The organism is Methylomonas sp. BG-2, from assembly GCF_057766305.1.
On the sequence record NZ_JBYMAP010000332.1, the window covers coordinates 1 to 3,257 of the forward strand.

A 3,257-nucleotide genomic window follows, 5' to 3' on the forward strand; every position below is an offset into this window, starting at 1 on the left:
ACATTTCGGTAGTCCGCCTTGGCGAGGCGGCCCAGGATGTGGACCCGGTTCGGATCCAGCTCATGGCCGACTTCCCCCATCAGCATAGCCAGCCAGGAGTCGTGGCCTTGCGGGGCGGGGCCGTAACCGCCGGTTTCGCTACCTATGATGATGACATGGGCGTTGGGGCGGCGCTTTAATAATTCCGGGAGCGCGCGCATGAAGACATGAAATCCGCGCGTCGGCTCAAGATAACGGGCGACGAAGGTGATGACTTCGTCCTGTTTACTCAACGTGATACCTTTATTCGGAATCGTCAGGGTTCGCGTTTCATCGGCGTTAAAGTAGTGGGTGTCGATACCTTCATGGATCACGTCGATTTTGGATTGAGCCCAAGCAGGGTAGGTGCTTCGCTGCCACTGGGTTGGCGAAATCGCGGCATCAATGTCGTTCAGCGCATGAAGATTGACGGTGTTTTTCAAGCGTAACTTGGCGAGTTTTTCGGCATCGTTGGTTTGGAATTCAGGATCGAAATTGAAATCCTGCCCCGTCGCCGCGTAAAAGTATTCTAAATAACCCAGGTATTTTGCGTCCGGCCAGATGTCGCGCAATAACAGGGCCTCGCCCCAGCCGGGATGCACCATGACCACATCGGGTTGGAAACCTTGGCTTTTTAGCAGGTCGGCGGCTTTGGCGGTGGCTTCCGCCCGCAGTATTTTGGCTTCCCATTCGCTCATCAGAGGATGAATATCCGGGGTGCTGCTTCGAGCCGGGGTGTATGCGATGGAACTAATGTTGGCGATTTCGACATTGGGCGCTTGCCGTATCGCGATGACTTGATTTTTAGGGTCCTTGGCTAAATGCGTGGCGATTTGCAGGAATTGGGCGGGAAAGTTTTGATGAATAAATAGAATTTTCATGGAATAAGAAAGGCCGCGCTAATTGGCGTTGTCGTTTCGTGGCGGAAATGCCAGGCCGTCATGCGAATAGCGATCCAAGTTAAGGTTTATATTATAAAAAGGGTCGAAAAATAACCGGTTAGCCCAGCGGCTGCGTAATGCGGATTTCTCTTTTTCCAGACGGGCTTGTTTAGCCGGGTTATCGTCCTTGCCTCGGCTGGCCGATTCCGCGTGCCATAATTTGGCGTCGGGCGTCCAAAGGATTTTCTTGCCTGATTCTCCAAGTCGCAAACAAAAGTCCACGTCATTGAACGCCACCGGAAATGCCTGGGCATCCAGGCCGCCCAATGCCAAATAATCCGCTTTTCGGCAAATTAAACAAGCGGCGGTAACCGCGCTAACTTCGCGAATTAACTGATTATAGCCGAAATATCCCAGATCGGATTCCTCCCAAAGATTGCCGATATGTCCGGCCAAACCGTGCAATCCCAGCAGAACGCCGCCGTGCTGGACCATGCCGTTCGGCCACAATAACTTTGCGCCGACCGCGCCGATGCTTGGCCTTAGCAGCTGAGTGACCATGTTTTTTAACCAGTCAACATGGATCGCCTCGATATCGTCGTTGATTAAGCCGATTATTTCGCCTGTTGCCAGCGTGACCGCGTGGTTATTTATCGCCGAGTAATTAAAGCGATGCGGATAGGGGATGACGCGGACGCCGGTTTTTTTAAGTTGCGATAAATATTTGAGGGTCGCCTTATCTTGCGAATCGTTGTCGACGACGATGATTTCCACGCCGGGGTAGTCGGTTTTCTTCAAGCTCTCGATACATTTTTCCAGCAGGATTCGATGATCGCGCGTCGGAATGATCAGGCTGACCGTCGGCCAGTTTTCCGGTTGCCGCCAGCGTATCACTCTGAACGCGTTGTCGGCGATCTTGGTGTCGATGCGGCTGCCCGGCGCGATCGCGGGCAGGCACTCGGCAGCCACCTGGTCCAACGCCGCGGAGCGACCGGCTTGAAAACGGTGATATAACACTTCCGGCAGGTGTTTGATCGCCGACGCGCTTCGCTCTCGCTCGGCAAGCGCGCGGACGGCCAGCCACGGCCAGCACTCCGGGTGTTCCAGCCACGCCGAGTCCAGCGGTAATAGCCCGCTTCGCACCGCGAATAGATGCTGAAGCAGGTCTTGGCTCAGGAACAAATTCAGGTCCCAGTTCGGCTTGAACCAGGGTTCGATGGCCGACGGCCGGCCATGCAGCAGGCAATCGCTGTAAGCCATCCTTACCGCCGGATCGGCGAATACGCTGCTGATTCGGGCTAGCGCCGATTCCGGCAACGTGTCGCCGGCCTCGATAAAACTCAGCAAGCCGTCGTGTTGGTTTAATTTGTGGCGGATGGTCGCGCGCCAGGCTCCTGGATCGACCATGGTCAGGCGGGGATCGTTGGCGTTGCCTTGGCCTTGCGCCAGTACCTCGAAACGCTGCCAGTTTTGCGAAAACAAACTATCCAAGGTTTTTTGCAAATCACCGTGGCCGAACACCACGATCAATAGGTGTTGTTGGCGGTCGAACGGAGTCTGAATCTCTGCTCGCTGAAAGCATGGGGCCCAATCCGGATAGGCCGAAAAATCCACCGACATCGGCAAATAGTCTCGGTATTTCAAGAACTGTTTCGCGAGCAGGCGCCGTTGCTCGGGCAACAACACGGTGTCCGCCTCGACGCATTGCTCCAGTAGCTGTGGGGCCGTGGCCACCGTGAGCGGGCTTCCAGGCAGGTTTTGGCCTTGTTCGTTCAATACCCGGACTTCGTGACCGCGGCCATCGGCATAGGCCAACGGCAGCGTGTAATTAAAGCCGTGCCGGCCGTCGCCCAAGCCCATGTCGATCAAGTCGGCGCGGCGCTGATCGGCGCGGACTTGCCCAACCAGTTTGTCGTCCACGCATATACTGAGGTTTATTGCTTGATCCGGTCTGGCTGGATTCCAGGCCCAGCCGCTCAGTTTCAATCCCCGCGAATTCGCGATGCTGCCGAGCAGTGCCACGGTCGGTCGAGATTGGGCGCGGTTGAGATACATCGTGCCGTTCAACCAGAATTCGCTATTGGCGACTTTGGCCCGCAAGCGACTGACGTCGCGCAATTTGGCGGCCGGTAACGCCACGCGGAAACCGTGACAACCGTCGCCGACGCTTTGTACTTGCGGCAGCCAAAATTGGGCGCGGATCAGCGCCAGCGGATAGTCGTCGCCGTGGACTTCGACGACGACACGTTCCTGCAATCGCGCGGCGTCGTAGACCCAGCCCGACAAATAGCCGTCACTGAAATCGGTTAATTCGCCCTGGAAACTCATGTCGGTCATCGTGAATTCGCTTGCTGGGAG

General features: G+C 56.1%; 2 protein-coding genes. Both read right to left on the bottom strand.

Annotated elements, in window-relative coordinates:
* On the bottom strand, positions 1 to 899 hold an 899-nt coding region (locus AC3B8H_RS19670), incomplete at its 3' end, for a glycosyltransferase family protein (RefSeq protein ID WP_488443214.1).
* A gap of 18 nt (positions 900 to 917) precedes the next feature.
* The coding region (locus tag AC3B8H_RS19675) for a glycosyltransferase family 2 protein (RefSeq protein ID WP_488443215.1) at positions 918 to 3,257 on the bottom strand (2,340 nt) is incomplete at its 5' end.